This window comes from Pseudomonas laurylsulfativorans, assembly GCF_002906155.1.
Lineage (GTDB): Bacteria > Pseudomonadota > Gammaproteobacteria > Pseudomonadales > Pseudomonadaceae > Aquipseudomonas > Aquipseudomonas laurylsulfativorans.
The window spans coordinates 94,646-118,149 of sequence record NZ_MUJK01000016.1; the positions used below are offsets into that span (position 1 = coordinate 94,646).

General features: G+C 60.2%; 17 protein-coding genes and 1 riboswitch. Of the genes, 2 read left to right on the forward strand and 15 right to left on the reverse strand.

Annotated features, from left to right (window positions below; all coding sequences use genetic code 11):
* Position 1: 1 nt before the first annotated feature.
* Entirely contained in the window at positions 2 to 1,006 is a 1,005-nt protein-coding gene (ltaE, locus tag B0D71_RS28945) for a low-specificity L-threonine aldolase (RefSeq protein ID WP_103397750.1), read from the reverse strand.
* Positions 1,007 to 1,204: 198 nt separating this feature from the next.
* Positions 1,205 to 1,375, forward strand: a riboswitch (FMN riboswitch).
* Between the two features lie 103 nt (positions 1,376 to 1,478).
* Here ltaE and B0D71_RS28950 point away from each other — a divergent pair.
* Entirely contained in the window at positions 1,479 to 1,988 is a 510-nt protein-coding gene (locus B0D71_RS28950; RefSeq protein ID WP_103397751.1) for a 6,7-dimethyl-8-ribityllumazine synthase, read from the forward strand.
* A 110-nt stretch (positions 1,989 to 2,098) separates the two neighbouring features.
* Here B0D71_RS28950 and astE read toward each other — a convergent pair whose 3' ends face one another.
* The 7 genes from astE to B0D71_RS28985 form a co-directional block, all read right to left on the reverse strand.
* Positions 2,099 to 3,109 carry a succinylglutamate desuccinylase gene (gene astE / locus B0D71_RS28955; RefSeq protein ID WP_103397752.1) on the reverse strand — a complete coding sequence of 337 codons (1,011 nt, stop codon included), beginning with the start codon at positions 3,107 to 3,109 and terminating at the stop codon, positions 2,099 to 2,101.
* Positions 3,110 to 3,121: 12 nt separating this feature from the next.
* Complete coding sequence (locus tag B0D71_RS28960) at positions 3,122 to 3,409, reverse strand: topoisomerase II (protein ID WP_103397753.1); 288 nt, start codon at positions 3,407 to 3,409, stop codon at positions 3,122 to 3,124.
* A gap of 61 nt (positions 3,410 to 3,470) precedes the next feature.
* Positions 3,471 to 4,817: an N-succinylarginine dihydrolase gene (gene astB, locus B0D71_RS28965; RefSeq protein WP_103397754.1), complete on the reverse strand. Its 1,347-nt coding sequence runs from the start codon at positions 4,815 to 4,817 to the stop codon at positions 3,471 to 3,473.
* A gap of 164 nt (positions 4,818 to 4,981) precedes the next feature.
* Positions 4,982 to 6,451 carry a succinylglutamate-semialdehyde dehydrogenase gene (astD, locus tag B0D71_RS28970; protein WP_165798765.1) on the reverse strand — a complete coding sequence of 490 codons (1,470 nt, stop codon included), beginning with the start codon at positions 6,449 to 6,451 and terminating at the stop codon, positions 4,982 to 4,984.
* Complete coding sequence (gene astA, locus B0D71_RS28975) at positions 6,448 to 7,473, reverse strand: arginine N-succinyltransferase (RefSeq protein WP_103397756.1); 1,026 nt, start codon at positions 7,471 to 7,473, stop codon at positions 6,448 to 6,450. Before astA ends, astD begins: the two co-directional genes overlap by 4 nt.
* Before the next feature lie 82 nt (positions 7,474 to 7,555).
* Positions 7,556 to 8,575, reverse strand: a complete 1,020-nt coding sequence (aruF, locus tag B0D71_RS28980; protein ID WP_007971023.1) for an arginine/ornithine succinyltransferase subunit alpha — start codon at positions 8,573 to 8,575, stop codon at positions 7,556 to 7,558.
* A 250-nt stretch (positions 8,576 to 8,825) separates the two neighbouring features.
* Positions 8,826 to 10,046, reverse strand: coding sequence for an aspartate aminotransferase family protein (locus tag B0D71_RS28985; protein ID WP_103397757.1), 1,221 nt, complete (start codon positions 10,044 to 10,046; stop codon positions 8,826 to 8,828).
* Positions 10,047 to 10,359: 313 nt separating this feature from the next.
* On the opposite strand from B0D71_RS28985, the gene B0D71_RS28990 reads away from it, so the two are divergent.
* Positions 10,360 to 15,384, forward strand: coding sequence for a dermonecrotic toxin domain-containing protein (locus B0D71_RS28990; RefSeq protein ID WP_103397758.1), 5,025 nt, complete (start codon positions 10,360 to 10,362; stop codon positions 15,382 to 15,384).
* A gap of 16 nt (positions 15,385 to 15,400) precedes the next feature.
* Here the strand turns inward: B0D71_RS28990 and argR are convergent, their stop codons facing one another.
* From argR to acs, 7 genes are all read right to left on the reverse strand, one after another.
* Complete coding sequence (gene argR, locus B0D71_RS28995) at positions 15,401 to 16,381, reverse strand: transcriptional regulator ArgR (protein WP_103397759.1); 981 nt, start codon at positions 16,379 to 16,381, stop codon at positions 15,401 to 15,403.
* Positions 16,382 to 16,630: 249 nt separating this feature from the next.
* The gene (locus tag B0D71_RS29000) at positions 16,631 to 17,395 is read right to left on the reverse strand and encodes an ABC transporter ATP-binding protein (protein ID WP_007971015.1); all 765 of its coding nucleotides are present in this window, start codon (positions 17,393 to 17,395) and stop codon (positions 16,631 to 16,633) included.
* Between the two features lie 27 nt (positions 17,396 to 17,422).
* Complete coding sequence (locus B0D71_RS29005; RefSeq protein WP_103397760.1) at positions 17,423 to 18,547, reverse strand: M14 family metallopeptidase; 1,125 nt, start codon at positions 18,545 to 18,547, stop codon at positions 17,423 to 17,425.
* Between the two features lies 1 nt (position 18,548).
* Entirely contained in the window at positions 18,549 to 19,247 is a 699-nt protein-coding gene (locus B0D71_RS29010) for an ABC transporter permease (protein ID WP_103397761.1), read from the reverse strand.
* Complete coding sequence (locus B0D71_RS29015) at positions 19,244 to 19,933, reverse strand: ABC transporter permease (protein WP_047532379.1); 690 nt, start codon at positions 19,931 to 19,933, stop codon at positions 19,244 to 19,246. Before B0D71_RS29015 ends, B0D71_RS29010 begins: the two co-directional genes overlap by 4 nt.
* A 91-nt stretch (positions 19,934 to 20,024) precedes the next feature.
* Positions 20,025 to 20,801, reverse strand: coding sequence for an ABC transporter substrate-binding protein (locus B0D71_RS29020; RefSeq protein ID WP_103397762.1), 777 nt, complete (start codon positions 20,799 to 20,801; stop codon positions 20,025 to 20,027).
* A 703-nt stretch (positions 20,802 to 21,504) separates the two neighbouring features.
* Positions 21,505 to 23,460, reverse strand: a complete 1,956-nt coding sequence (gene acs, locus B0D71_RS29025) for an acetate--CoA ligase (RefSeq protein WP_103397763.1) — start codon at positions 23,458 to 23,460, stop codon at positions 21,505 to 21,507.
* Positions 23,461 to 23,504: the final 44 nt, after the last annotated feature.

A 23,504-nucleotide genomic window follows, 5' to 3' on the forward strand; every position in this document is an offset into this window, starting at 1 on the left:
ATCACTTGCGCGAAAAGTCGACGAATGTCGCGACGACTTGCTCGATTTGCGCACGGCTGACGTCCATGTGGGTGACCATGCGCAGACGAGCGGCGGCACTGAGCTTGATCCCGCGTTCGGCGGCAAAGGCCTTGAGCGCCTCGGCCTGGTCGCCCATCTGCACATATACCATATTGGTCTGCACCGGCTCGACCTCGAAGCCCGCCGCACGCAGGCCTTCGGCCAGCCATTGCGCGTTGGCATGGTCATCGGCCAGGCGCTGAACGTTGTTATCCAGCGCATACAGGCCCGCCGCCGCGAGAACACCGGCCTGACGCATACCGCCACCGACCATCTTGCGCAGGCGCCGGGCCTTACCGATCAGCTCGACCGAGCCGCACAGCACCGAACCGACCGGTGCGCCCAGGCCTTTGGACAGGCACACCGAGACCGAATCGAAATACTGGGTGATTTCCCGGGCATCGACACCCAGCTTCACCGCCGCGTTGTACAGGCGAGCGCCGTCCAGGTGCAACTGCAAACCCTGTTCGCGGGTAAAACTGCGCGCCCGGGCCAGGTATTCCAGCGGCAGGACTTTGCCCTGCATGGTGTTTTCCAACGCCAGCAGGCGGGTGCGGGCGAAATGGAAGTCGTCAGGTTTGATCGCGGCCGCAACCTGGGCCAGGTCCAGCGAACCATCGGCCTGCACGTCCAGCGGCTGCGGTTGGATCGAGCCGAGCACCGCTGCTCCACCACCTTCGTACTTATAAGTGTGGGCCTGCTGGCCGACGATGTACTCGTCACCGCGATCGCAATGGGCCATCAAGCCCAGCAGATTGCTCATGGTCCCGGTCGGCACGAACAGCGCCTCGGCAAACCCCAGGCGCTTGGCCAGTTCGGCTTCCAGGTGATTGACCGTCGGATCTTCACCATACACATCATCGCCGGTGGCGGCCTTGGCCATCGCGTCGAGCATGCTGGCGCAAGGTTGGGTGACGGTGTCGCTGCGAAGATCGATAACGCTCATGAATCTGGCCTCGGTAAGCAGGGGGAAGTCCCTTTCAGGAAAGAATTACTGCGGGCATGGCGACGATTAATCAACCCTTGAGTAGGAAAAGGCCGATTAAACCAACGGAAAAGTCGATGACAATCATCCAAAAGGGGTCATGCGCATATCGGAAATATGTGATAAAAACGCTGCGCCGCCAAACATTCCGGCGGCAAAAAACGTTCTCAGGGCGGGGTGCAACTCCCCACCGGCGGTAATTGCGCGAAATGCGCATAGCCCGCGAGCGCTTGATGGCAGCACGGCTTCGGCAGTGCCTGACAGCAAGGTCAGCAGACCCGGTGTGATCCCGGGGCCGACGGTCATAGTCCGGATGAAGAGAGAACGGGATTGGCACCAAAGGGCCGTCCGCAGGCATTCGTGCAAGCGTGCGCACCCTCAGATCCCCTTCGATTCATAACGCCCTGTTTTTCACACAAACAGGAGTCAGAACATGCAACCCACCGCAATCGACAGCAAAAGCAAACACCTTCATGGCGAGCGCGTAGCGTTCATCCAGGCCTGCTGGCACAAGGAAATAGTCGATCAGAGCCGTAAAGGCTTCGTCGCCGAAATGATCGCCCAGGGCTATCAGGAGTCCGACATCGACTTCTTCGAAGTCGGCGGCGCCTTTGAAATGCCCCTGCACGCCAAGTTGCTGGCCAAGACCGGTCGTTATTCCGGCATCGTCGCGGCCGCCCTGGTGGTGGACGGCGGGATCTACCGTCACGAGTTCGTCGCCCAATCGGTGGTCAGCGGCCTGATGCAGGTTCAGCTGGAAACCGAAGTGCCGGTGTTCTCGGTGTCCCTGACCCCGCACCACTTCCATGCCGGCGAAGAGCACCAGAAGTTCTTCTTCGAGCATTTCCTGCACAAAGGCCAGGAAGCAGCGAAGACGTGTGCGGATACGCTGAGCAAGATCCGCACTCTGCGCCGCAGCGAGCCGCGTGCGCTAGCGGTCTAAATACAGACCTGTAGGAGCCGGCTTGCTGGCGATCGCGGACTGTCAGTTGACTGATTTGTTGACTGACACACCGATATCGCCGGCAAGCCGGCTCCTAAAGAGGATCTGTGTCAGGCCAGGTTTTCGTCGGTGGTCGGTACGACCAGGATGCCAGCACGCAAACCATTCTTCACCTTGGGATTCGGGAAGATGATCCGGGCGCCCTCTTCCTCGATGATCCAGCGGGTGTTGGCGATGTCTTCCGCCAGCAGGTAACCCACTTCCAGCTCCGAAAAATTCTCGATGTCCGCTGGCAGGTTCAGGCGGAAGCTGTCGCTGTGCTTGATGATTTCCCGTGCCACGCTGTACAGCTGCAAACCGTCCAGTGCCGCTTCAGTCAGTTCCGGCTCGGTGCCCTCGATGATCTGCTTGAGGCGCGCCTCCAGCAGCGAGACATTGACCCCGGCGTTCTGCCCGAACGGCCGCGCCTTGCCCAATTCCAGGGTAAAGGCCTCGGCACCGAGCTTGTCGTAGGTGTAGGAGCTGAACACGATGGACGGCTTGTTCTGCAGCAACACCGCTTCCATGCCGGCGGCGCGCAGACGCGCCAGTTCCTGACGCGAATGCTGGCGGTCTTCTTTCCAAGGGTACAAGGCGAACTGCTCGATTTTCGAGCCACGAATGGCCGTGTGCAGGTCGTAGTGCAGACGCTGACGGTCCGGCAGGCTGAAAAAACTGGCGGCCAGACGCTCCAGTTCACAGGCGCGCAGGGCTTCGGAACCGCTGCTTTGTTCGTGACGGCCATTGAACAGCCGATTGACGTCCTGCTCGATAAAACGCTCGCCTTTGCGAATCGCTTCAGGATTGCCGAACAGGAACAGAATTCGTGCACGCGGTTTCAAGTCACCGCGGGCGATGTCGTGCAACAGGCGATCGAGTAGCTCGATCGGCGCTGTTTCATTGCCGTGGATCCCCGCCGACAGCAGCAGGTCCAGGCCATTGTCACGAGCTTCAGGCGGCCGGACTTCCAGCGCACCTTCGCTCAACCAGCGCATGCGCACGCCTTCGACAGTCAGTTGAGTCTTCTCCGCCGGTTCGCGGCCGGCGAGGGTCAGTTCAAGCAGTTTGCCGAGGGCGAGCATAGAGCGGTTTCCTTAGTGATCGTGATTGCAATCCGGGCCGTGAACGTGGTCCTCGTCGGTGAGGTCGGCAGGTTCCATCTCCAGTTGCAGACTTACCAGATTAGTCGCCAATGGGCGCAGCAGCAGGTTGGCGTATTCAGCATCGCCTTCTTCGACGTCCACGCCGATCAGCAACTGACCACGGCCGTCCTGCTGGATCCACAGCTCTTTGCCTTGCCACAGGACCGCGACGCGGGTGCAGGAAGTCTCCAGTTGCGTGCCGTCGGTGTCTTCAAGGATCAGCTGCAGGGTATCGCTCATGTCTTTACGCTCTCGTTTGAGATGAAGCGACGCGCTGCCATGCAAGGCAGCGCGCCGTCGATCAATTGATCTGGAATGGATAAACCGCGCCCAGTTTAAGGATTTGCGTCAGTTCATCCAGTGCCGTCCGGCACTCAAGCAGCAATTGCGGGTCCGCCAGATCGTTTTCGGTCATGCGGTCGCGGTAGTGCTTCTCGACCCATTCGGTCAGAGTGCCGTACAACGGTGCCGTCATGATAACCCCTGGGTTGACGGCCGCCAGTTCGGTTTCGTTGAGTGCGACACGCAACCGCAGGCAAGCCGGGCCACCGCCGTTCTGCATGCTCTGCTTGAGATCGAAGACTTTCACTTCGCGGATCAGCCCGCCGGAGCTGGTCAAACCCTGCAGATACTGCCAGACACGCTCATTGCCACGGCATTCTTCCGGCACGATCAACAGCATGGAGCCGTCAGGACGCGACAGCAGTTGGCTATTGAACAGGTAGGAACGAACCGCATCTTCCACGCTTACCGCGGAACGCGGTACGCAGATCGACTGAAATTTCCCACCGGCTTTGGCGAGTTTGCTCTGCAGCTCGGCCAGCATCTTTTCGGTCTCGAGGAACGCGTCCTCGTGATAGAACAGGACTTCACCGTTGCCGACGGCGATCACGTCGTTGTGGAACACGCCCTGATCGATCACCGACGGGTTCTGCTGGGCGTAGACCACACCGTCATCGCTCAAGCCGTGCAAACGGGCAACGGCCTGGGACGCTTCGAGGGTCTGGCGCGCCGGGTACTTCTGCGGTGCCGGGTAGCGGGTGTCGAACGCGCTGCGGCCGAACACGAAGAACTCAACGCCGGCTTCGCCGTACTCGCGGCAGAAACGCGTGTGGTTGGCCGCGCCTTCGTCACCGAACTGCGCCACGGCCGGCAAGGCGGCATGGTGGGCAAAGTGTTGCTGGTCAGCGAACATCGCCCCCAGCACGCGGCTGGTGGTCGGGTGTTCGATGCTGCGGTGATATTTGCAGTTGAGGTTGGCGGCGGTGAAATGCACACGGCCGTCAGCTGTGTCAGCGCTCGGGCTGACGGTAGCGGCGTTGGCCACCCACATGCTCGACGCCGAGCAACTGGCCACCAGCAGCGGCATCGCGTCTTTGGCAGCGCGCTCGATCACTTGCGCGTCAGTGCCGCCAAAGCCCAAACGACGCAGTGCAGCCACATCCGGGCGCTCTTGCGGTGCCAGCACGCCTTGCTGGAAACCCATTTCCATCAGCGCTTTCATCTTTGCCAGGCCTTGCAGCGCCGCTTCCTTGGGGTTGGAAGATTGCTGGCTGTTGCTCTGGGACGCGACGTTGCCGTAGGACAGGCCGCCGTAGTTATGGGTCGGCCCCACTAGACCGTCAAAATTGACTTCATAGGATTTCATCAGCGAGGCTCCACGAATCTGTTTTTTATAGGCATCAGTAACAAAGAATTGGCGGCCGCTTCGCGGCCGATCGTTGGCAAGCCAGCTCCCACAGGTTCAGCAGTGTTCACAAATCTTGTGTTCGACGCAGTCCTTGTGGGAGCGGGCTTGCCCGCGAATGGGCGTTACGCCATCTTCACGCCAGGCGTCAGAGTGGCAGGCAACACCAGGCTCGGCGTTTCCAGCGAGGCCACCGGGTACGCGCAGTAATCCGCCGCGTAGTAGGCGCTGGCGCGATGGTTGCCCGAGGCGCCGACGCCGCCGAATGGCGCGCTGCTTGCCGCACCGGTCAGTTGCTTGTTCCAGTTGACGATACCGGCACGGCTTTCCAGCCAGAACTGCTGGTACCGCGCTTCGGAGTCCGACAGCAGACCGGCGGCCAGACCGTAGGCCGTGTCGTTGGCTTCAGTGATTGCCGCTTCAAAATCAGCGTAGCGGATCACTTGCAGCAACGGGCCGAACAGCTCTTCGTCAGGACGATCGGCGACTGCGGTCACGTCCAGAATGCCCGGGGTCAGCAAGGCAGATTGAGCCTGTGGCTGAGTCATTTCCAGCAGCGTCACAGCGCCATTGGCCAGCAGATGTTCCTGTGCATCCATCAGCGCTTTCGCTGCGCCGAGAGAGACCACCGAGCCCATGAACGGCGCCGGTTGCTGATCGAAGGCACCGACTGAGAGAGTCGCGCTGACCGCCACCAGGCGCGCCAGCAGTGAATCGCCCCAGGCGCCTTGTGGCACCAGCAAGCGGCGGGCACAGGTGCAGCGCTGGCCAGCAGAGATGAAGGCCGACTGGATGATGGTGTACACCGCGGCGTCCAGATCGACGACCTGATCGACCACCAGCGGGTTGTTACCACCCATCTCCAGCGCCAGGATCTTGTCCGGACGGCCGGCGAACTGCTGGTGCAGGTGATTACCGGTACGGCTGGAACCGGTGAAGAACAGTCCGTCGATGCCCGGGTTCGCCGCCAGGGCGATGCCGGTTTCGCGTGCGCCTTGCAGCAGGCTCAACACGCCCGCCGGCAGACCGGCTTCGATCCAGCACTTGACCGTCAGTTCGGCGACTTTCGGCGTCAGTTCGCTCGGTTTGAACAGCACGCTGTTACCCGCCAGCAGTGCCGGCACGATGTGGCCGTTCGGCAAGTGGCCGGGGAAGTTGTAAGGACCAAACACCGCCACCACACCGTGGGGCTTGTGTCGCAGTACAGCGGTGGCGTCGCCCAGCGGACCGCTCTTCTCACCGGTACGTTCGCGGTAGCTCTGCACCGAGATGGCAATCTTGTTGACCATGCTGGTGACTTCGGTCGCCGCTTCCCACAGGGGTTTACCGGTTTCTTCGCCAATAGTGCGAGCCAGTTCGTCCGCATGATTTTTCAGCGCGGCGGCAAAGGCTTCCAGCACCGAGATTCGTTCTTCCAGGGTACGCCGCGCCCAACCCGGGAACGCCTGACGCGCCGCTTGCACAGCCGACTCGACCTGAGCGGTGGTGGCACCGACGCCGGACCACAGCACCTGCTGGGTCACCGGGTTCAGCGACTCGAAGGCTTCGCCCTGACCGGCCAGCCATTCACCTGCGATGTAAAGCGACTTCATTATTTCGACTCCCGAGCTGCGGACAACGCCACGGCGCGCACTTGATCGCCAGCGTTGAGTTGAAGACGTTTGGCGGTCTGCGGATCGACCACCAGGGTGCCGGCGGCCAGACGTGCCGGCGCAGCAGTCATGCGGCAGTCTTCACGCTTGCGGTTGTGGATGATGAATGGCGTGGCGTCGTCACCCGGCGTGCCGACGGCCAGCACCAGTGCCTGGCTGTCACGCACGGCGCGGATCTTGCCTGTTTCGCACTCGATGGCAGGACCTGCGTCGAAAATGTCGACGTAGCCCTGGTAGCTGAAACCTTCGCCCTTGAGCATGGCCAACGCCGGCTCGGTATCCGGGTGCACTTGACCGATGACATTGCGTGCATCCGGCGACAGGAAGCAGGTGTACAGCGGGAATTTCGGCATCAGTTCGGCGATGAACGCCTTGTTGCCCACACCGGTCAGGTAGTCGGCCTGGCTGAACTCCATCTTGAAGAAGTGCCGGCCCAGGCTTTCCCAGAACGGCGAACGCCCGGCTTCATCGGAAACACCTCGCATTTCGGCAATGATCTTGTTGCCGAACAGTTGCGGGAATTCGGCGATGAACAGCATCCGTGCCTTGGACAGCATGCGGCCGTTGAGGCCGCTGCGGTAATCGGCGTGCAGGAACAGCGAGCACAGCTCGGAGTTGCCGGTCAGGTCGTTGGCCAGGAACAGCGTCGGGATTTCGCGATAGATGTTCAGCTCTTGCGAAGCGCTGACCGTCAGACCGACCCGGAAGTTGTACCAGGGCTCACGCAGGCCGACGGCGCCGGCAATGGCGGAAATGCCCACCACGCGACCGTCGTCATCTTCGAGCACGAACAGGTAGTCCGCATCGCCCCGCCCGGCTTCGCCGCGAAAGGTCTTCTCGGCCCAGCCGACCCGATGGGCCAGCCGCTCTTCGTTGGCCGGCAAGGTAGTCAGGCCGGTGCCGGTGCTGCGGGCCAGGTCGATCAGAGCGGGTAAATCGCTGCTGCGTACGGGACGAACGATCATGCTATCTCCTCAAACGGGCCGCTTGCGCCACCCGTGAAACTTCGCTGCTTTCCAGGCAATGCCTTAGGGATTAAAGCAGGCGTTAAACCGCCACCAGGCGCACGCTGGCACCTTCACCGACGCCCAGAGCTTCGGCCGCTTCCAGGTCCAGGGTCACCGGTTTACCCGGCGCGTAGTCAAGCTCGAGCATGACCGCGCGGTAGTCCTGCAACTGGGCATTGGCCACCAGATACTGGCGACCGACACCTTTGACCGGCTCGCCGATCTTCACCGGCACCACACGGCTCTGCGCGATCGAACGTATCCCCGAGACACGCGCATGCAAGGTCGGGCCACCGTCGAAAATGTCGATGTAGTGATCGGTCTCGAAGCCTTCGCGCATCAGGATGTCGAAGGTGATCTGCGCCCGCGGGTGCACCTGGCCCATCGCTTCTTGCGCGGAGTCCGGCAGCAGGGGCACGTAGATCGGGTAATGCGGCATCAGTTCGGCGAGGAATGTCCGGCTCTTCAGGCCGCACAGACGCTCGGCTTCGGCGTAATTGAGGTCGAAGAAGTTGCGACCGATAGCGTCCCAGAATGGCGAGTCGCCGTTTTCATCGCTGTAGCCGACGATCTCGGTCACCACGGAATCGGCAAAGCGTTCCGGATGGCTGGCCACGAACAGCAAACGGCCACGGGAGTTGAGTTCCGACCACGGCGAACCCACCAGATCGCGCTGCACGTAGAAACTGGTCAGCAAGCTGTTGCCGGTCAGGTCGTGGCACTGGGAAAGCACGTGGATCTTGTTGTGAATCTTCAACTCGCGGGAGGCGTGCACGAAGGTTTCGTTGCGGAAGCTGTAGAACGGCTCGGAGTAACCGGCCGACGCCACGATGGCCGAGCAACCGACCAGCTTGCCGGTGGCACTGTCTTCGAGAACGAAGAAATAGCTTTCCTCACCGTTGAAGCTCACTTCGGCGGCGAACGAGGCTTCGCTTGCCGCGATCTTGTCGCTCAGGCGCTCAACGTCATCCGGCAAGGAAGTGACACCAATCGGACTGTCCGCAGCCAGACGCTGTACCTCGCCCAGATCAGCCATTTGCGCGGGGCGCATCACCAGCATGGTGTCACTCCTTAATCAAGAAACAGGTCGACCCGATTGGCCGACAGGAAAAAATACCGGACTTGCCCGACGTTGCGTCCTTGTAGGAACTGGCTCGCCAGCGATGGCGGCCGGTTGATCGCCGCAAGGCTCTCGGGCCTCATCGCCAGCAAGCCGGCTCCTACAGGGGTAACGCTTCGGGCAGGCCCGGCACAGAAAATTTGTCTCAACGCCTATCCATAACGATTGGCGCTGAGAGCTATTGCATGAATCAGGCTTGCGTCAGTTTTGCAGCAGCACGTTCGAAGCGGTCCAGGCCGGCATCGATATCGGCGTCTTCGACCACCAGGCTCGGGGCAAAACGCACCACGTCCGGGCCGGCTTGCAGAATCATCAGGCCTTCCTGTTCGGCGGCGTTGAAGATGTCCTTGGCCTTGCCTTTCCAGGCGTCGCTCAACACGCAGCCGATCAACAGACCGAGGCCACGAACCTGGGTGAACAGGCCGTATTTTTCGCCGATCTGCTCAAGGCGCGCCTTGAATTTGTCGTGCTTGGCGTTGACGCCGGCCAGCACTTCAGGGGTGTTGATCACATCGATCACGGCTTCGGCGACAGCGCACGCCAGCGGGTTGCCGCCGTAAGTGGTGCCGTGGGTGCCAACAACCAGGTGCTTGGCCAGGTCTTCGGTGGTCAGCATGGCGGCGATCGGGAATCCACCGCCCAGGCTCTTGGCGCTGGTCAGGATGTCCGGCGTCACGCCGTAATGCTGGTAGGCGAACAGGTGGCCAGTACGGCCCATGCCAGTTTGCACTTCGTCGAACACCAGCAGCGCGTTGTGCTCGTTGCACAGTTCGCGAGCGCCTTGCAGGTAAGCCAGGTCGGCCGGCAGTACGCCGCCCTCACCTTGAATAGGCTCCAGCACCACGGCGCAGGTCTTGTCGGAAACGGCGGCTTTCAGTGCAGCCAGATCGTTGTACGGCACATGGGTGATACCGGTGATCTTCGGACCGAAGCCATCGGAATACTTGGACTGACCACCGACGTTCACGGTGAACAGGGTGCGACCGTGGAAGCTGTTGAGCGCGGCGATGATTTCGTACTTCTCGCTGCCATAACGGTCGAACGCGACACGACGGGCCAGCTTGAAGGCGGCCTCGTTGGCTTCGGCGCCGGAGTTGCAGAAGAAGGCGCGCTCGGCAAAGGTGGCATCGACCAGCTTATGTGCCAGGCGCAGGGCCGGCTCATTGGTGAACACGTTGGACACGTGCCACAGCTTGTTCGCCTGTTCGGTCAAGGCACCGACCAGCGCCGGATGCGCGTGGCCCAATACGTTGACGGCAATCCCGCCGGCGAAGTCGATCAGCTCGCGACCGGACTGGTCCCAAACGCGGGAACCGGCGCCACGCACAGGAATGAATGCGGCAGGCGCATAGTTGGGAACCATTACCTGATCGAAATCGGCGCGTTGTACCGCAGCGTGCTCAACGGACATCGGAGTCTCCTGAAGAGAAAACACTCGCCTGAAACTGGCGAGCTTGGTGAGGATTGTAAGGACAGTTTTCGGCCCGGCCTTGCCGCCAAGCGACAACTTCTTATAGCGCAAACCCCGGATTTTCCCGGGTTTACGGCAATGCGACATATAGGGTCGCAAAGGCGCAGTTTAACTGGCGCAGAGCATTTGCGGCAGGCTTGCTTCGTTGTAGCTCACGGCGACTGGACTGATGCGGTAAATATGTACCGCACACCGTCCAGGCTGGCGGGGTTTCCTAGAGGCCTTATCAAACCTCGAAGATCTCCTTGACCGCATGACGACCTCACAGAACACCATTTCTTCCGATGCTTTCAGGCCGGACACTCACTATCAGCATCTGATCCATGCCATTCCGTCCTGGCTGCGCCAAGCGACACCCCAACGGCGTGAAGCACTGAGCAACAGTACGCCAGGCACACCGGCCAGCCTCAAGGACGCCCCACCCCATCAGCACGCAGAACTGGGCAAACTGATTACCCGCCATATGACAAGCCAGAACCGGGTCGATCAGATGATGGCAAATCTGCAGAATCCGGCTGACTTCGCCGAACCGCTACTGAACGCTGCGCTCAAGACCCGTTTCAGCCTGGAGCTGGACGTCCGCAAAACCTTCCTTCGCCTGTACATTCCCGCCCACATCCCCTGGTTGCGCCTGAAATCAGGGGCCGCGCGCATCTGGACGGTATCGCTGCTGGACGCGGTGCTGCACAACTTCGAAAGCGCTGAAACCGAACCTGACGCCTTCGAACCCGTTTCGGCTTACATCACGCAGCCCTCTACCAACGGACAATTCCAAACCTTGCCGCTAGTCCTGGAAAAGATGCCCATCGCGGCATTCACCCGCCTGTGCCGCGATCTGGATATTGGCCAACGCTATAAAGAGTATCTGGAGGACAATCTGGGCATCAGCAACCCAGTGGCCGCGGCACTGCTGCAACCGAAAGTCCATGACAGCCAGAAAACCGCGCTGACGGCCGCGCTGCACATGGCGCAGATGCAAAAGCTGCTGGGCAGCGATGCCCACCGACTGATTCTTGGCCTGCTGGACAACCTGCCGTACCTGCGTTTGCGCGGCCAGCCCTGGCGCAGCCATGAGCTGACAATCATGAATGTTCGTTTGACCGGCATTCTATTGTTTGCCCCGGACCTTGAGAGCGCACGCGAGATAGCCCGGGTGGTGGCCTATATTCCTGACGACCCCGAACATCCAATCAAGGAATATCCATCGTCCTCCGCATTCGCCGAGGAATTGAGCCGACGTCTGCGTGTACCCGCCTATCAACAGTTTTTCAGCCGTTTCATCGACCATGAGGATCGCGGGCACTTCTTCGCACAATTAAATACCCAGCTTGCGCCCATCACCTGGCAGCCGGTTCAGCCGGGCGATGCACGCCCGACCTGGCGCGAGCAGCCCAACCAGCGCGTCGACTTGCGTATCGCCTCAATGCCGATCAATGGCGATCTGTGGCTCCATCTGTACCAGTCCAGGCTCAACAAGATTCTCAACGATGCCCGGGTCATTGCGGTATCTACCGCAACGGTCGACCAGAAAGCCCGTTGGGCACTCTGGGATTCGTTCACCGAAATCGCCTCGACCCTGCTGAACATTGCGGCCTTCATAGCCCTGCCATTCGTGCCGTTCCTGGGTGAGTTGATGCTCGGCTACATGGCTTACCAGTTGCTCGACGAAACGTTCGAAAGCGTCGTCGACTGGGCCGAAGGCCAAAGCCGCGAAGCTTTCGGGCACTTGATGGGCGTCGTTGAGTCCGCCGTGCAACTGGGCACCTTTGTGGCCGGTGGCGTGATAGCCGTGGGAGAGTTTCGCGCGGCTCTGCCCAGGGAAATCGTCGAGTTCATCGACGGCTTCAACTCGGTGAAGCGACCGAGCGGCCAAACCCGCTACTGGCAACCCGACCTCAGCGCCTATGAGGTTCCCGCCGTTCTCCCCGACGAATCGAAACCGGATGCCCTCGGGTTGCACCGTCATCAGGGCAAAACCCTGCTCGCCCTGGAAAACAAACACTACACCGTCAGTGAGCATCCAGTGACGGGGGAGCATCGCATCGACCATCCGAGCCGCGCTGACGCCTACAAACCGGCGGTTAAACACAACGGCGCCGGCGCGTGGCAAACCGAGCTCGACCAGCCCCTGACCTGGGACCAGGCTACCGTACTGCGACGTGCCGGGCCGGACATGCTGCGTTTTTCCGAGGGTGAACGCGAACGCATGCTGACGATCAGCGGCACCCACGAAAACGTCCTGCGCAAGATGCATGTCAATACAGGACAAGTGCCACCGCTTCTGGCTGACACGCTCAAGCGCTTCAAGATCAACCAAGACATTCAAACCTTCATCGAGCAAATGGGTAGCGATCGACCGGAGATGTACCTGGAGGCCGACCCCGTCACCCAGCTCGAATTGCTCAACGACAACGGCTACTGGCCGCAAACCAAAGGCCTGCGACTGATGGATGCGCATGGCCAGACACTTTGGCAAAGTCCCGCACCGGATGTGCCGCGCGTGCCAATCGATGTCACGCAGCTCAACAACGGCGACCTGCTCAAAACCTTCCTGCTGGCCCTGTCGGATGAAGAAGCAAGCACCTTGATGGGCGAAGAGTTCGGCCTGCCCTCCCCTCGCCTCGAAAGTCGTACGCGCAGCCTGCGCCAAACACTGGCGCGACTCGCCCAACGCAAACACCAGAGCCTGTTCGATCAGCGCTACCGCAGACTGGAGCGGGGTGCCCCTGCAGCGGTACAAATCCTCATGGACGCCGAACCCGGCTTGCCAAGGACAATCGCAGAAGCGATTGCAGCAACGGCCAACGACGTGGAACAGCAGCAACTCAAGAACGGGAAAGTTTTGCCACGACTGACGGAGCTGTGCAAGGAGGCCAGGTTGCAAGTACGCGTGACGCGCGCCTATGAAGGGCTCGAGTTGCCGTCGACCGAGGACAACATCGACACCGATTGCCTGGCCCTGCACTCACTGGAAAACCTGCCAGGCTGGAGCGGACAACTGCGCCTGGAAATTCGTCACTACAGCGCTGACGGGCGCTTGATCGACAGCGTGGGCAGCGCCGACGCCAGCGTTCGCAAAATACTGGTGCTCAGCGAAGACGGCGCCTATCAGGCGTTCGATCATGCCGCAGAAGAACTCAGCAGTTCGACCACATTCTTCACTGGCCTATTGCAGGCGCTGCCCGACAGCGAACGCACGGCGCTGAACATCCAGATCGGCGACGATGCACGGCTCAAACAGCTGATTCGCCAACACATCCTTGACCGCGACGCACTGCGCACATTGCTGGCTCAACACGCCAATCTAAAGCCAGCCTACGATCCGAAGGTCATGCGGCTGTTGGGCGGCGTCGATGGGTACCGGCACATGCCCACTCATACGCCCAGACTGCAAGCCCGCGTCCAGTCCTTGTTCCCGCAACTGTCGGCCGAGGAACTCGACGCGTTTGTCGAGCGCCTGCAACAACACCCGGCAGGACCTCGGGCAGAATTGAACCGACTCATGGTTGAACATTCGCGGCTGTACGACACCCTGAATTCCTGGTGCAACGATATTCCGCCACGGCTTCCCGATACCCAAAGCAGGCTCACGACTGAACAGCTCACTACCCAGACGCAAACTCGAAAGCAATTCATGAACGATCTGATGGCGTGCTGGCGGCAGCAATGGGTACCCACGCAGACCGGATTCGCCACGACCGACTTCAATTTCTTCCAACCGATTATTGGCGAACTGCCAACGCTAAGGGCCGACTTCAGCCGCGTTCAATCGCTGACACTGGATGGCTGTGGCGCCACACGGGGCACGCAGTCGTTTTTGCGCGGGTTTACCGCATTGCGCGCCCTGAGATTGCGTTATTTCAACTTGGGTCGGATTCCGGACGTTCTCGCACAGCTACAACTTGAGGAGCTGATTCTCAGCGATTGCGCGATCAGCCTCAGCCCCGAGTCCCACGCCGCGCTCGCCGGGCAACATCAAATGACCACACTGGATATGTATAACAATCCGCTGGGCCTGGTGCCGGACGTCGCTAACATGCCCAGCCTGAATTACATCGACCTCTCACATACGGGCATCCCTGAGCTACCCAAGGATGTGTTGAATCGCCCGCGCCTGCGTACCGCACTGTTCAATGACAATAGAATCGAAGAATTGCCCGCGGCTCTTTTCTCACTTCCACCCGGAACACAGGAAGGCTTCGACCTGGGCAATAACCCGCTTTCGAGCGCAACCCGCGAACGCCTCAAGCGGCACTACCAGGCGACACGTCAGGACTTCAGTATCTTTGCCGATGCAGCAGACCTGCGACGCGCGCAATCGCTTTATCCGATGATGGACCAGGAGGAGGCGAGCAAATTCATGTACTCGCTGCCGGGAACGCTGGACGAGGGGCGAGCCGAACTGAGTCGTCTGGAAGCCGAGCTTGTCACCCTGGAAAATGAACTCGCCGCCTGGACCGCCGATATTCCCGCCCTCCATCCTGTCACCCAACAACCTTTCAACGCACAGCAACTGCTGAACGAGCATTGGGCCCGAGATGAATTCAAACAGTTCGTGCTGCGCTGCTGGCGGCGAGAGACAGAACCGGAAGGTTTCAGTGACTTACTGCAACCGGGCTACGACCTGAGCCTGGACACCCACATCAGCGGAGATCTTCCAACACTGAGCGCAGATTTCAGCCATGTCACAATGGTTTATCTGAATAGCGAAAGCGGCATGCCCACAGGCGTCAGCCCGTTCCTGGAACGCTTCCCGAAACTCAAGACCCTCAGCATCCGCGATTTTCACCTCGGCGATATCCCTGACGCGATTTTCCGCATGGGCGAACTGACTTCGTTGAACCTCCCCGACTGCAGCATCACCCTCACTGCACAGAGCGTTCTGAGCCTGTCCGAGATGACTCACCTGGATTTCCTGGATTTGAGTAACAATCCGTTGGGGCTCGCACCGGATGTCAGTCAGATGACCGAGCTGGCCACACTGCAACTGGACAACGGCACAATCACCGAACTGCCTGCCGGCCTGTTGCAACTCAAAAGTCTGGAATCAGCCGATCTGAGCGGCAACGCGATCACCCGGATACCCACCGACATTCTCGAGCTGCCGATGGAGGCCGCCGAAAGCATCAGCCTGCGCGACAATCCATTTGACGAAGCCAGTTTGAATATCCTGATTGAGTATTTCAGGTTGACCAACGTCGACTTCGGGGTTGCCGCCGTGATAGAGCGCGCAGAGTTGGAGGTGTCATCTTCCGGGGAATCAGACCCGGACGAATAAGGCTGTCAGGCGCGGATCAACCGCGCTCCGGCGGCACCGAAGACAATTCGAACGGACTGCTGCTGCGCCGCTGGTTACGATCTTCCCGCGGCGTGGCACCGAAGAAATTGCGATAGGCGCTGGAGAAGTGTGGCCCCGAGGAGAAGCCGCAGGACAGGCCGATCTGAATGATCGACTTGCTGGTTTGCATCAACATCTGCCGAGCCTTGTTCAGGCGCAGCTCCAGGTAGTACTGGCTCGGTACACGGTTGAGGTATTGCTTGAAGATTCGCTCCAATTGCCGACGGGATACGCACACGTGCTGGGCGATTTCGTCGGTGGTCAGCGGCTCTTCGATGTTGGCTTCCATCAGCAACACGGCTTGAGTGAGCTTCGGATGGCTGGAGCCGAGGCGATTCTGCAACGGAATACGTTGGCGTTCGCCACCCTCGCGGATGCGCTCGACCACCAGTTCTTCGGATACCGCACCGGCCAGTTCCGCACCGTGGTCGCGGGCCAGCACCGCCAGCAACAAGTCGAGCACCGACATGCCTCCGCACGCGGTCAGGCGATCGCGATCCCAGTCGAACAGATGGCTGGTGGCGATGACTTTCGGAAAGCGCTCGGCGAAATCGTCCTGCCAGCGCCAATGCACGGCCGCGCGATAACCGTCGAGCAAACCCAGTTGCGCCAACGGGTACACACCGGCCGACAGGCCGCCGATGACGCAACCGGAACGCACCAGTTGCTTGAGCGCACTGCTGAGCGCCGGCGCCAGTGCGGTCGGTGGTTCGTCAGCGAGCAGGAACAGTTTCTGGAAGTTTTCGAGCTTGCCAGCCCACGCCTCACCCGGCAATTGCCAGGCACTTTCGGTCGCAGGTTCGGCCTGCAGGAATGACAATTCGTAAACCACGTCCGGATGCACACGCTGGGCAACACGCAAGGCCTCCTCAGCCAGCGCAAGCGTCAGTGCTTTAGTGCTGGGCCAAATCAGGAAACCAATTCGATGGGCAGTCATGGGCGAGCGATCCGAAGCGAAGAACAGTGATGAAGGCATGGGCCAATGCTAGCCCGTAAATGAACGCAAATCTCAAAACCAGCAACGATCAAACCCGTAGGAGCCGGCTTGCTGGCGATAGCGGTGGGTCAGTTTGCATATCTGGCACAGACATACCGCCATCGCCAGCAAGCCGGCTCCTTCAAGGAATCGCGGCCAGCCTTTAGACTGCGAAGCATGCACTATCCCGGTGCACAACGGCACTTCTGATTACTTCAGGCTACCCGAGAGGAATTGCTGCAGACGCTCGGATTGCGGGTTCACCAGCACTTCGCGCGGGTTGCCGCTTTCTTCGACCACACCTTTGTGCAGGAACACCAACTGGTTCGACACTTCACGGGCGAAGCCCATTTCGTGGGTCACCACGACCATGGTCCGGCCTTCCTGGGCCAGGGCCTGCATGACTTTCAACACGTCGCCAACCAGCTCCGGGTCGAGGGCCGAGGTCGGTTCGTCGAACAGCATGACTTCCGGTTCCATCGCCAGCGCACGGGCAATCGCCACGCGTTGCTGCTCGCCGCCGGACATGTGGCCAGGGTAAGCGTCCTTGCGATGGGCCACGCCTACCTTGTTCAGGTAATGCTCGGCTTTTTCGCGCGCTTCAGCCTTGGATACGCCGAGCACGTGCACCGGCGCCTCCATGATGTTTTCCAGCGCAGTCATGTGCGACCACAGGTTGAAATGCTGGAACACCATCGACAGGCGCGAACGCATGCGTTGCAGCTGTTTCGGGTCGGCCGCCTTCAGCGCGCCGTCCTTGTTCGCCACCAGCTTCAACTCTTCGTTGTTGAGCAGGATCTTGCCCGCGTGCGGCTGCTCCAGCAGGTTGATGCAGCGCAGGAAGGTACTTTTGCCGGAGCCACTGGAGCCGATGATGCTGATCACATCGCCGGCTGCCGCTTTCAGGGACACGCCCTTGAGCACTTCGTGACTGCCATAGCGTTTATGCAGGTCTTGGACTTCAAGTTTGTACATGCGGTCGGTTCTCACAAAAACAGTCAGTCAGTCGTTGAGCAAGCGCCCGTGACGTAGCGCTTCGCGCCCCGCCACCTTGGCCAGCCAGAAACCGGGTTGGGCATAACGCAGCCGTTCAATGGCAAACAGCACCCCGGACGTACCAGCACACACCGTGCTGACCCGATCCGCCAACGGATCGATCACTTCAAAAATCTCGTCGCCGGCTTCAACCCATTCACCGGGTTTACGCAGGAAACTCACCACACCCGGGTGTGGTGCCAACAACAACTCAGTGCCTTCGAACGGCATGCCTTCGCAATGATCTTGCGCAGGTTTTGGCCACTCACCGCCGATCAAGCCTTGCTCGGCGAGGAACGCCAGAATGCCTTCGGCGTGGGCGCAGGCTTCGGCGCGACCGGTGTCGGCCTGACCGCCCAGTTCAATGGTAGTCGCCAGACAGGCCAGCGGAATCCGGGCATCCGGGAACAGACGCGACAGACGCAACCACGGCAACGAACAGGCTTCGTCGAACGAACTGCCGCCGGAATCTTCCGCCAGCAAACCAACCCGCACGTTCAGGTGCGCGGACAGCGAGCGCCACTGCGGCCAGTGTTGCGGCAAGGCGTACATGTGCAGCGCCGCCTCGGCATCGCAATGCAGGTCCAGCACCACATCGGCGGTGCAGGCGTGGCTGAGCAGAACGCGCTGCATACCCTGCAACTGGCTGCTCGCCTCTGGCAAAGCCGCCAGATGATCGGCCATCGCCTGACGGATCAGGCGAATGTTGGCGTGCGGATCATCACCCAGGCTATCTGCCAATGCCGCAGCAACCGGAGCGCTCAACTCGACGAAGTCGCGGTTGAAGTTCTTGCCGCTGCCCGCCTCGAAACGCCCTTGATGATTGCCCTGCAACAGTTGACCGAGGCCCAGTGGATTGGCCACCGGCACCAGTTCGATCACACCGTTGATCAAGCCCTGGGCTTCGAGTTCGGCCAAGCGTTTTTTCAGCTCGAACGCCGTGCGCATGCCCGGCAGTTCATCGGCGTGCAGGCTGGCCTGGATGTAGGCCTTGCGCTCGCCACTGCGCTCCCTATTGCCGAAAGAGAACACCGAAATATGGCGCTCGCTGCCCAGGTGACTCCACGGCAAAGCATGATCGATGCGTTCCATATCAGTGCTTCCGCGGGGCCAGGTAGCCCAGCCAGCGGCGTTCGGCCATCTTGAACAGTTTGACCAGAATGAAGGTCAGGCACAGGTAGAACACGCCGGCGGTGATGTAGGCCTCGAACGGCAGGTAGAACTGGGCGTTGACCGTGCGCGCGGCACCGGTGATGTCGATCAGGGTCACGATGGACGCCAGGCTGGTGGTCTGCAGCATCATGATCACTTCGTTGCTGTACTGCGGCAGCGCCCGGCGCAAGGCCGACGGCAGCAGGATGCGCTTGTACATCTTGAAGCGCGACATGCCCATGGCCTTGGCCGCTTCGATCTCGCCGTTCGGCGTGGCCCGCAGGCTGCCCGCGATGATTTCGGCGGTGTAGGCGCTGGTGTTGATCGCGAACGCCAGGCACGCACAGAACGTCGCGCTGGACAGCCACGGCCAGAGGAAGCTTTCACGTACGGCTTCGAACTGCGCCAGACCGTAGTAGATCAAGAACAGTTGCACCAGCATCGGCGTGCCACGGATCACATAGGTGTAGAGCCAGGCCGACATGTTGACAACGGTGTTTTTCGAGACGCGCATCAAGCCCAGCGGCAACGCACACAACAAGCCGAAGAACAGCGACAGCGCGAGCAGTTTGAGGGTGGTCACCAGGCCGCCAAAGTACAGCGGCAAGGCCTCCCAAATGACGTTGTAGTCGAAGATCATAGATCAGCCGCCCTTACGCCTACCGAGTAGCGCTTCTCAAGGTGACGCAATGCCAGCAACGACACACTGGTGATCACCAGGTACATCGCCGCCACTGCGAGGAAGAAGGTGAAAGGCTCGCGGGTGGCATCAGCCGCCTGCTTGGCCTTGAACATCATGTCTTGCAGACCCACCACCGAAATCAGCGCGGTGGCCTTGGTCAGAACCAGCCAGTTGTTGGTGAAGCCCGGAATCGCCAGACGAATCATCTGCGGCACCAACACCCGGAAGAACACCTGGAAACTGCTCATGCCGTAGGCCATGCCGGCTTCGGCCTGACCTTTGGGGATCGCCATGAAGGCACCACGGAAGGTTTCCGACAGGTACGCACCGAAGATGAAGCCCAGGGTGCCGATACCGGCGGCCAACGGGTTCAGGTCGATGTATTCGTCAAAACCGAGCAGCGGTGCGACGCGGTTGAGCAGGTCCTGACCACCGTAGAAAATCAGCAGGATCAATACCAGGTCGGGAATACCGCGGATCACCGTGGAGTACAGATCGCCCAGCCAGGCCAGCCAGCGTACCGGCGACAGGCGCAGTGCCACGCCGATCAGGCCCAGAACAATGGCCAGGGCCATGGACGACAAGGCGAGCTGAAGCGTCAACCAAGCGCCATCGAGGATGACAGCCCCGTAGCCTTTCAACATGATTCAGGTCCTCGAAAGTTAGGATGAAAAAATGGCGCAAACCTCAGAGATCCTGTTGCTTGCGCCATTTCTGACTTGTCGCTTGGACGTGTTACTTGCCGTAGATATCGAAGGCGAAGTATTTGTCCTGGATTTGCTTGTACTTGCCGTTCTCGCGAATGGCGGCGATGGCGGCGTTGAGCTTGTCCAGCTCAGCCTTGTCACCCTTGCGAACCGCGATACCTACGCCATCGCCGAAGTATTTGACGTCGGTGAACGCAGGGCCGACGAATGCGAAACCTTTACCGGCGTCGGTTTTCAGGAAGCCGTCATCCAGAAGCGTAGCGTCTGCCACGGTACCGTCGAGGCGGCCGGCGGCCACGTCGAGGTAAATTTCGTTCTGCGAACCGTAAGGCTTGATCTCGGCACCCAGCGGGGCCAGGACTTCGCGGGCGAAACGCTCGTGGATCGAACCACGTTGCACGCCGATGTTCTTGCCCTTGAGCTCGGTCAGGCCTTCGCTGACCTGGGTGCCGGCCTTCATGACCAGGCGAGCCGGGGTGTTGTAGTACTTGTTGGTGAAGTCCACGGACTTCTTGCGATCTTCAGTGATCGACATGGACGACAGGATCGCGTCGATCTTGCGCACTTTCAGTGCCGGGATCAGGCCGTCGAACTCTTGCTCGACCCATACGCACTTGACCTTCATCTCTTCGCACAAAGCGTTGCCGATGTCGTAGTCGAAACCAACGATGCTGCCGTCCGGTGCTTTGGACGCGAACGGAGGGTAAGCCGCCTCGATACCAATTTTCAGAGGTTTTTCATCGGCGAAGGTTGGCAGGGACAGCACGGACAGTGCCAGGGCGCCAAGCAGCACGAGTTTCTTCATCTTGGGACTCCATCGGTAAAGGGCAAAAACGGCAGAGTGAGCAACAGCCCAATATGCGAATGAGTGGAACCAGAAAGCAGTGCTGCGTCCTAGGAAGCGGGTGTTGAAATTCAACACGGGCAACGACGAGCGATTGATCGGCATTCTAACGACAGGCCCGAGGCCGATATTTCTTCAATGCGACAACTAATTACAGAAGCACCGAGAAAGCCGTTTTAGCACGTTGACAGCCCCGCAAAATCATGCGAGAGCAAAAGACATTGAACCGATCTATGTTGCAATTTGCGGGCCTATTATTGGCAAACCCTTCTAATCCGGCAAGCGTAGCGTGGAGTCTTATTTTTCAGCGGTGGTTTTTAGGCCCGAATACGGACCCTGGCGTTTCCCAATACCCCGTATTGACGCAATGCGGTTACACATTAAGTAACCTGAAAGATCTCAGGTAACAGTAGGAAAACGCCGACAGAGGAACCCGATATTTATTGGTAGATGTTGCTTCGACGCAGGGTAGACCACCTTCGCGAGCAAGCCCGCTCCCACACTGATTTTGTGTGGACTACACAATTTGCATCCACTGGAGATCCCCTGTGGGAGCGGGCTTGCCCGCGAAGAGGCCAGCCCAGCCAACACAAAAACCCCAGGTACAAAAAAGCCCTGCCAGGCTCAACACCTGACAGGGCTCTCAGTGACTCACTACCGCCGTTTAAGCGACGTTCATGGTCTTGTGCGTATCAATCAAATGCTGCACCACACTCGGGTCAGCCAGGGTGGAGATATCCCCCAACCCATCATATTCAGCGGTAGCAATCTTGCGCAGAATCCGGCGCATGATCTTGCCCGAACGGGTCTTCGGCAGCCCCGGCGCCCACTGGATGACATCCGGCGAAGCAATCGGACCAATCTCCTTGCGCACCCAGTTTTTCAGTTCCAGGCGCAGTTGCTCGTTCGGCTCTTCACCATTTTTCAGGGTGACATAGACATAGATGCCCTGCCCCTTGATGTCGTGCGGTACACCGACCACCGCCGCTTCGGCGACTTTCGGGTGGGCGACCATCGCGCTTTCGATCTCGGCGGTGCCCATGCGGTGGCCGGACACGTTGAGCACGTCGTCCACGCGACCGGTGATCCAGTAGTAACCATCGGCATCGCGACGGGCGCCGTCACCGGTGAAGTACATGCCGCGGAAGGTCTTGAAGTAGGTGTCGACGAATCGATCATGGTCACCAAACAGCGTACGCGCCTGGCCCGGCCACGAGTCGAGAATCACCAGGTTGCCCTCGGCCTCGCCTTCGATGATGTTGCCCAGGTTGTCCACCAGGGCCGGCACCACGCCGAAGAACGGACGCGCCGCAGAGCCTGGCTTGAGCGCGTGAGCACCCGGCAGCGGACTCATCATGTTGCCGCCGGTTTCGGTCTGCCACCAGGTGTCGACGATCGGGCAGCGGGACTTGCCGACATTCTTGTAGTACCAGTCCCAGGCTTCCGGATTGATCGGCTCACCCACCGAACCGAGCAGACGCAAGCTGCTGCCGTCAGCACCTTCGACCGCCGCAGTGCCCGAGGCCATCATGGCGCGGATCGCGGTCGGTGCGGTGTAGAGGATGTTGACCTTGTGCTTGTCGACGATCTTCGCCACCCGGGTGATGTCCGGGTAGTTCGGCACGCCTTCGAACAGCAGCGTGGTCGCGCCGTTGGCCAGCGGGCCGTAGACGATGTAACTGTGACCAGTGACCCAGCCAACGTCGGCGGTGCACCAGTAGATTTCACCCGGGCGATAGTCGAACACGCGCTCGTGGGTCATGGCTGCGTACAACAGGTAGCCGCCGGTGGTGTGCTGCACGCCCTTCGGCTTGCCGGTGGAGCCCGAGGTGTAAAGGATGAACAGCGCCTCTTCGGCGCCCATCTCTTTTGGCGCGCACACGGTGCCGGCCACTTTCATCAGGTCTTCGTACCAGATGTCGCGATGCTGGTTCCACTTGATGTCGCCACCGGTGCGCTGGCACACGATGACTTTCTGGATGCTGCTGGTTTCCGGGTTGGTCAGCGCGTCGTCGACGTTGGCCTTGAGCGGGATCTTCTTGCCGGCACGAATGCCTTCGTCGGCGGTGATCACCACCTTGGATTTGCAGTCGATGATGCGACCGGCCAGGGCTTCCGGCGAGAAGCCGCCGAACACCACCGAGTGAATCGCGCCGATCCGGGTACAAGCCAGCATGGCGACCACGGCTTCGGGGATCATCGGCATATAGATCGTCACCACGTCGCCGCGGTGCACGTCCTGGCCACGCAGGGCGTTGGCGAATTTGCACACTTGCTCGTGCAGCTCGCGGTAAGTGATGTTGCGGCTTTCGGCAGGGTCATCGCCTTCCCAGATGATCGCGACCTGATCACCGCGCTCGGCCAGATGACGGTCGAGGCAGTTGTAGGAAACGTTCAGCGTGCCGTCGGCGAACCATTTGATGTCGACATGGTGATCATCGAAGGAAGTCTGCTTCACCGTGGTGAAAGGCTTGATCCAGTCGAGGCGCTTGGCTTGCTCGCGCCAGAAGCCGTCCGGGTTGACGACCGACTGCTGGTACATGGCCTTGTAGGTCGCCTCGTCGGTCAGCGTGTTAGCCAGAACCTCGGGACGAACGGGATACAGGGAAGCCGCACTCATCTTTCTTACCTCGGTGGAATAGTTGTTTTTGTATAACCCTGTTG